Below are 6,566 nucleotides of genomic sequence, written 5' to 3'. Positions count from 1 at the left end.
TCCCGAACTCAGAAGTGAAACGATGCATCGCCGATGGTAGTGTGGGGTTTCCCCATGTGAGAGTAGGTCATCGTCAAGATTAAATTCCGAAACCCCAATTGCGAAAGCAGTTGGGGTTTTGTTTTTGTCCGCAGAAAAGTCACGGCTACTGGATTTCTATGCAATAGCTCGGCGCGTAGCTATCATGCGGGCCTCATTGTGAGGCGAGACCTGCATGCTGACGTTGTTAAAGCTTCTTAAAGATGGCCGATTCCATTCGGGTGAAGCATTGGGTGCTGCCCTGGGCGTCAGTCGTAGCGCCGTGTGGAAGCAGCTTCAGCATTTAGAAGCTGAGCTGGGATTGTCCATTCATAAAGTTCGTGGGCGCGGCTATCAATTGTCCGCGCCTTTGGCGCTGCTCGATCCTTCGGAGATCACTGCCCGGGCGATTTCCTGCGACTGGCCAGTCCAGGTTTACGACTCAATCGATTCTACGAACGCCGAGGCGCTGCGTGCCATAGAGCGGGGGCAGGCTGCGCCCTTTCTTGTGCTCTCGGAGCGGCAGACGGCCGGGCGCGGGCGACGGGGTCGCAAATGGGTCAGTCCCTTCGCTGAAAACGTCTATTACAGCCTGGTACTGCGTATTGATGGTGGGATGCGCCAGTTGGAGGGGTTGAGTCTCGTCGTCGGGCTCGCTGTTTTGCAGACGTTGCGTGAGCTGGGTATTGCAGCCGCTGGATTGAAGTGGCCCAACGATGTTCTGGTGGGTCAGAAAAAGATCGCTGGAATATTGCTCGAGCTGGTCGGTGACCCTGCTGATGTGTGCCACGTGGTTCTGGGGGTGGGAATCAATGTGAACATGCAGTCCGCTGACGAGGTGGACCAGCAATGGACATCCATGCGGCTCGAATCGGGCAAGTTGTTTGATCGCAACCAATTGGTCGCCATGTTGGGGGAGATGCTGCAGCGATACCTGGCTCGTCATCAAGCGGGTGGTTTTTTGGCCATACAGTCGGAGTGGGAGCAAAATCACCTGTGGCAAGGGCGAAGCGTGTCGTTGATTGCCGGTGTCAATCAAATTGATGGTGAAGTGCTTGGTATTGATGGCCAAGGTGCACTGCGCCTGAAGGTGGATGGTGTGGAGAAAGTCTTCAGTGGTGGTGAATTGAGCCTGAGGTTGCGTGATGATTCTTGAGCTCGATTGTGGGAATAGTTTCATCAAGTGGCGCGTGCTTGCGGCGAATGCCGGGCAGGTGCTTGGTGAGGGGGTTGTCGATTCCAATCTCGCATTGCTTGAGGGGTTGGGGGAGCTCAAGGGGCTTGCCCTCACTTTTTGCCGGCTGGTGAGCGTCAGGACGGCGGAAGAGACCGGTGCGCTGACGTCATTGCTGAAGGATACCTTTGATGTGCCGATAGTTTGCGCGGCGCCTGCTCGCGAAATGTCAGGCGTACGCAACGGTTATGAAGAGTTTGAGCGGCTGGGTCTGGATCGCTGGCTTGCAATGCTTGGAGGCTTTCATCTGGCTTCAGGTGCGTGCCTGGTGCTCGACTTCGGTACGGCCGTGACTGCGGACTTTATCGCTTCTGATGGAGAGCACCTGGGTGGTTTCATCTGTCCGGGCATGCCGTTGATGCGCAACCAGTTGCGTACCCATACGCGCAAAATTCGTTACGGAGATCTGGCGGCGGAGCAGGCTCTGGAGAGTCTTGTCCCGGGTCGTGCGACTGTCGAGGCTGTCGAGCGTGGTTGTTTGCTGATGTTGCGCGGCTTCGTAATGACTCAGCTCGAGTTGGCGCGCAGCTACTGGGGTGAGAACTTTGTCGTATTCCTCACCGGGGGGGATGCGAGCCTGGTTTCTGAGGTCGTGCCTCGGGCCAGGGTGGTTCCGGACTTGGTGTTTGTCGGATTGGCCATGGCCTGTCCCTTGTCCTGAGGTTTTTATGCGTTGGTTGTTTCTGCTGCTGCTTGTCCTCAATGGCTTTTACTACATCTGGCATCAACAAGAGGCTCCACTGCGCGCGAAGGATGTCACGCCTTTGAGTCTGTATCGCGGGTCTCAGCAGGATATACGCCTGTTGAGCGAGGCGGGTGACGCCTCCAAAGACAAGGCTAAAGCTGTCTCGCCAGACAATGGCTGCCTTTATCTGGGGGGATATACGCGCCAGGACGCCGCGCAGGCGGTTGAGCGGCGGTTGAGCGGGATGGAGGTCAAATACCAATCCCTGCCCAGAGGCTCGGAAAGCGCAGGGTATTGGGTGCGTATTGCGCCGGAAAGCCGGCGTTGGCTGGACGATCTGCAGCTGCAAAACCTTTCTAAAGAATTCAATGAGTTAAAACATAAAATAATGCCGTGCGAGGGGGTTGCGCCCACTGAGTAGTTTGCATAGAATGGCGCCCGCTCCACAGCGAACACCGGAAACGGTTAGCGATGTGAAGCGAGGTCAACGCAGCTAACCTCAAGATTTAATTGAGAAAATGCTTGACAGAAGGCTGGCATGATGTAGAATGCCGGCTCGCTTAGGAGGGGTTCCCGAGCGGCCAAAGGGATCAGACTGTAAATCTGACGTCTACGACTTCGAAGGTTCGAATCCTTCCCCCTCCACCATTTTTAGCGAGAGCTGTAAGCCTCGCGGGTATAGTTTAGTGGTAGAACCTCAGCCTTCCAAGCTGATGATGCGGGTTCGATTCCCGCTACCCGCTCCAAGTTTACAGGTTTTGCACAGTGTTACGCTCTTGTAGCTCAGTTGGTAGAGCACACCCTTGGTAAGGGTGAGGTCAGCGGTTCAAATCCGCTCAAGAGCTCCATATAACAAGGCAGATATGAAAATATCTGCCTTTGTTTTAGGTGGTTGTGGTTGCGCCTCGTTGTGTTTTCGGGGTTGCCGGTGTCTCAGATGCTGGTGTTGCAGTCGGGATTGCCTGGTAAGTGTTGTAAAGTCTTTTTCGGGTCGGCATAATGGTCGGCCTGATTTTGTTTTAGGTCAGTAGCTCAATTGGCAGAGCGACGGTCTCCAAAACCGTAGGTTGGGGGTTCGATTCCCTCCTGACCTGCCAGATTCACCTGGTGTGTCTGGCTTTCTTTTCACAGGATCTTCATAGATGACTCCTAAAGCTGAAGCTCAAGGCTCTCGTTTCGACCTCCTCAAGTGGCTTGTAGTAGTCGCTCTGGTGGTTGTTGGCGTTGTTGGCAATCAGTACTTTTCTGCTTCGCCGATCCTGTACCGCGTACTCGCATTGCTTGCCATTGCTGCCGTAGCTGCCTTTGTAGGCCTGCAGACGGTCAAGGGCAAGTCTTTCTTTGTACTGGTTAAGGAAGCTCGCACCGAGATTCGTAAAGTCGTTTGGCCAACTCGCCAAGAAACCACGCAGACCACCCTGATTGTGGTGGCTGTTGTTCTGGTTATGGCGTTGCTGTTGTGGGGGCTTGATTCCCTGCTCGGCTGGCTTGTTTCCTTGATTGTCGGCTAAGGGTGTCCCGTGGCTAAGCGTTGGTATGTTGTGCATGCTTACTCCGGTTACGAGAAGCATGTAATGCGCTCGCTGATCGAGCGCGTAAAGCTGGCCGGTATGGAAGACGGCTTCGGCGAAATTCTGGTTCCCACTGAAGAAGTGGTTGAAATGCGTAATGGCCAGAAACGCAAAAGCGAACGCAAATTCTTCCCTGGCTACGTGCTGGTGCAGATGGATATGAACGAGGGTACCTGGCACTTGGTCAAGGATACGCCTCGGGTGATGGGTTTCATCGGCGGTACCGCCGACAAGCCTGCACCGATCACCGATAAGGAAGCAGAAGCGATTCTGCGTCGCGTTGCTGACGGTAGCGACAAGCCGAAGCCGAAGACGTTGTTCGAGCCGGGCGAGTCGGTACGTGTCAATGACGGTCCATTCGCGGACTTTACCGGTGTTGTTGAAGAAGTTAACTACGAAAAGAGCCGGATTCAGGTCGCAGTGCTCATTTTCGGTCGCTCTACTCCGGTGGAGCTCGAGTTCAGCCAGGTCGAAAAGGTCTAGCTGAGCAACAATCCCAACCCCGCAGCCGTAGGCTGTGGGGTTTTGTCGTCACTGGGATAAACGCGCAAGTAACCGGGGAGCCTCTCGAGGCGTTCGAACCCGTAATTGGAGTGCCTCATGGCCAAGAAGATTACCGCTTACATCAAGCTGCAAGTGAAGGCCGCTCAGGCTAACCCAAGCCCACCTGTTGGTCCTGCTCTGGGTCAGCACGGCGTGAACATCATGGAATTCTGCAAGGCTTTCAACGCCCGTACTCAGGGTCTTGAGCCAGGTCTGCCGACTCCAGTGATCATCACTGTCTACAGCGACCGTAGCTTCACTTTCGAAACCAAATCCACCCCTGCTTCGGTTCTGCTGAAGAAGGCGGCCGGTCTGACCAGCGGTTCCGCTCGTCCGAACACCGTTAAGGTTGGCACCGTAACTCGTGCTCAGCTGGAAGAAATCGCGAAAACCAAAAACGCGGATCTGACTGCAGCTGATATGGAAGCAGCCGTGCGTACCATCGCCGGTTCTGCTCGTAGCATGGGCCTTAACGTGGAGGGTGTGTAATGGCTAAGCTGACCAAGCGTCAAAAGGCTATCGCCGGCAAAATCGAAGCAGGCAAGGCCTACAACTTTGTAGACGCTGCTGCCCTGCTGGCCGAGCTGTCGACTGTCAAGTTCAGCGAGTCGTTCGACGTAGCTGTAAACCTGGGTGTTGACCCGCGTAAATCCGACCAGGTCGTTCGTAGCGCTACCGTGCTGCCACACGGCACTGGCAAGACCGTTCGCGTTGCTGTGTTCACCCAGGGTCCAGCTGCTGAAGCCGCTCTGGCTGCCGGCGCTGACCGTGTAGGCATGGACGACCTGGCTGCCGAAATGAAAGGCGGCGACCTGAACTATGACGTAGTGATCGCATCCCCGGATGCAATGCGCGTTGTAGGTCAGTTGGGTCAGATCCTCGGTCCACGTGGCCTGATGCCTAACCCTAAAGTCGGCACCGTGACTCCAGACGTAGCTACCGCGGTTAAAAACGCCAAGGCTGGTCAGGTTCGTTATCGCACCGACAAAAACGGCATCATCCACACTTCCGTTGGCAAGATCGGCTTCGACGCCGTCAAGCTGAAGGAAAACGTTGAAGCCCTGATCGCTGATCTGAAGCGTATCAAGCCAGCTTCCTCGAAAGGCATCTACGTCAAGCGCGTTACCCTGAGCACCACCATGGGCCCAGGTCTGGTTATCGATCAGAGCTCGCTCGACGCGTAAGACACAGATTGGCGCAAGCGATTGCGCCAATTGAAAAATTGGGGTCCCTGCCTGGCGGGGGCTATCCAAGACCGTAGGCGACGCAAGTCTTAAACCACAAGCCTACGCAGATGGTGCTCCCGGTTCCTTACCGAATCAGACACCAAAACGACATCCGGTTTCGACCAGATGAAACGGTAACAAGCAGGAGTTAAACCCGTGGCAATTAAACTCGAAGACAAGAAGGCCATCGTCGCTGAAGTCAACGAGGCTGCCAAAGTCGCTCTGTCCGCTGTCGTGGCTGATGCCCGTGGCGTAACAGTAGGCGCGATGACCGGACTCCGTAAAGAGGCTCGTGAAGCTGGCGTTTACGTACGTGTTGTACGTAACACCCTGCTCAAGCGCGCTGTTGCTGACACTGAATTCAGTGTCCTCAACGACGTGTTCACCGGCCCTACCCTGATTGCGTTCTCCAAGGAACATCCAGGCGCTGCTGCCCGGATCTTCAAGGAATTCGCAAAGGGTCAGGACAAGTTCGAGATCAAGGCAGCTGCGTTCGAGGGCAAGTTCCTCGCAGCTAACCAAATCGACGTACTGGCAACTCTGCCGACCCGTGACGAAGCAATTTCTCAGCTGATGAGCGTGATTCAAGGCGCTACCAGCAAATTGGCTCGTACTCTGGCGGCAATTCGCGACCAGAAAGAAGCTGCTGCAGCCTAAGGCTCGTCAACTTCTCGCGTTTTTTGTTTTTTTCGATGGTCGCGTAGGCCGTCCCCAATATCAGGAATTAGATTCATGTCTATCTCTCAGAACGATATCCTTGAAGCAGTTGGCAACATGTCCGTAATGGAAGTTGTTGAGCTGATCAAAGCTTTCGAAGAAAAATTCGGCGTTACCGCTGCTGCTGCATCGGCTGGTCCAGCTGTTGCTGCTGCCGTTGCTGAAGAGCAAACCGAATTCAACGTCATGCTGACCGAAGCTGGCGAGAAGAAAGTTAACGTGATCAAGGCTGTACGTGAACTGACCGGTCTGGGCTTGAAAGAAGCCAAGGCTGTAGTTGACGGCGCACCTGCCATGGTTCTGGAAGCTGTTGCCAAAGACGCAGCTGACAAAGCCAAAGCAGCTCTGGAAGAAGCAGGCGCTAAAGTCGAGCTGAAGTAAGCATCGACTTTGCTCCTCCAGCCCGAGCGTTAAGCGACAGGCTGATGGCTGGTGGCTCTTGCCACCGGCCTTTTTCCGTTATTGGCAGCCGACTGGGTCGGTGCCGATAACGTGCTGTAACCACCCGATGCGGTGGCGCAAACCATGGGGTTTGCACGATTTTCTGGCTGCTCCCGTCGGGAGGGGCCAAA

General features: G+C 55.0%; 9 protein-coding genes and 4 tRNA genes. All 13 read left to right on the top strand.

All coding sequences use genetic code 11. The annotated features are described in order from the left end of the window. The first annotated feature begins 214 nt into the window (after positions 1 to 214). Positions 215 to 1,174, top strand: coding sequence for a bifunctional biotin--[acetyl-CoA-carboxylase] ligase/biotin operon repressor BirA (birA, locus tag C9422_RS28295; protein ID WP_116582925.1), 960 nt, complete (start codon positions 215 to 217; stop codon positions 1,172 to 1,174). Beyond that, positions 1,164 to 1,913, top strand: coding sequence for a pantothenate kinase (locus C9422_RS28290; protein ID WP_116582924.1), 750 nt, complete (start codon positions 1,164 to 1,166; stop codon positions 1,911 to 1,913). Before birA ends, C9422_RS28290 begins: the two co-directional genes overlap by 11 nt. Before the next feature lie 7 nt (positions 1,914 to 1,920). Beyond that, positions 1,921 to 2,358: a hypothetical protein gene (locus tag C9422_RS28285; RefSeq protein ID WP_116582923.1), complete on the top strand. Its 438-nt coding sequence runs from the start codon at positions 1,921 to 1,923 to the stop codon at positions 2,356 to 2,358. A gap of 142 nt (positions 2,359 to 2,500) precedes the next feature. Continuing rightward, positions 2,501 to 2,585: transfer RNA gene (locus tag C9422_RS28280), tRNA-Tyr, on the top strand. Between the two features lie 24 nt (positions 2,586 to 2,609). Next, a tRNA-Gly gene (locus C9422_RS28275) sits at positions 2,610 to 2,683 on the top strand. 26 nt (positions 2,684 to 2,709) lie between these two features. Then, positions 2,710 to 2,785: transfer RNA gene (locus C9422_RS28270), tRNA-Thr, on the top strand. A gap of 173 nt (positions 2,786 to 2,958) precedes the next feature. Next, a tRNA-Trp gene (locus C9422_RS28265) sits at positions 2,959 to 3,034 on the top strand. Between the two features lie 45 nt (positions 3,035 to 3,079). Then, on the top strand, positions 3,080 to 3,448 hold the full coding sequence (gene secE / locus C9422_RS28260) for a preprotein translocase subunit SecE (protein ID WP_007984402.1): 369 nt from the start codon (positions 3,080 to 3,082) through the stop codon (positions 3,446 to 3,448). A 9-nt stretch (positions 3,449 to 3,457) separates the two neighbouring features. After that, a complete protein-coding gene (nusG, locus tag C9422_RS28255) occupies positions 3,458 to 3,991 on the top strand; it encodes a transcription termination/antitermination protein NusG (RefSeq protein WP_007984405.1) in 534 nt (177 codons plus the stop codon). Between the two features lie 117 nt (positions 3,992 to 4,108). Beyond that, positions 4,109 to 4,540 carry a 50S ribosomal protein L11 gene (rplK, locus tag C9422_RS28250; RefSeq protein ID WP_007933726.1) on the top strand — a complete coding sequence of 144 codons (432 nt, stop codon included), beginning with the start codon at positions 4,109 to 4,111 and terminating at the stop codon, positions 4,538 to 4,540. After that, on the top strand, positions 4,540 to 5,235 hold the full coding sequence (gene rplA / locus C9422_RS28245; RefSeq protein ID WP_003186095.1) for a 50S ribosomal protein L1: 696 nt from the start codon (positions 4,540 to 4,542) through the stop codon (positions 5,233 to 5,235). The genes rplK and rplA overlap by 1 nt, the downstream gene beginning before the upstream one ends. A gap of 198 nt (positions 5,236 to 5,433) precedes the next feature. Next, a complete protein-coding gene (gene rplJ / locus C9422_RS28240) occupies positions 5,434 to 5,934 on the top strand; it encodes a 50S ribosomal protein L10 (RefSeq protein WP_007970413.1) in 501 nt (166 codons plus the stop codon). Between the two features lie 75 nt (positions 5,935 to 6,009). Continuing rightward, the gene (gene rplL, locus C9422_RS28235; protein WP_007970414.1) at positions 6,010 to 6,375 is read left to right on the top strand and encodes a 50S ribosomal protein L7/L12; all 366 of its coding nucleotides are present in this window, start codon (positions 6,010 to 6,012) and stop codon (positions 6,373 to 6,375) included. Positions 6,376 to 6,566: the final 191 nt, after the last annotated feature.

Origin of the sequence: Pseudomonas sp. B1(2018) (assembly GCF_003097365.1) — a bacterium.
Lineage (GTDB): Bacteria > Pseudomonadota > Gammaproteobacteria > Pseudomonadales > Pseudomonadaceae > Aquipseudomonas > Aquipseudomonas laurylsulfatiphila.
Note: the sequence above shows the minus strand (reverse complement) of the source record. Positions and strands in the feature narration are given on the sequence as shown.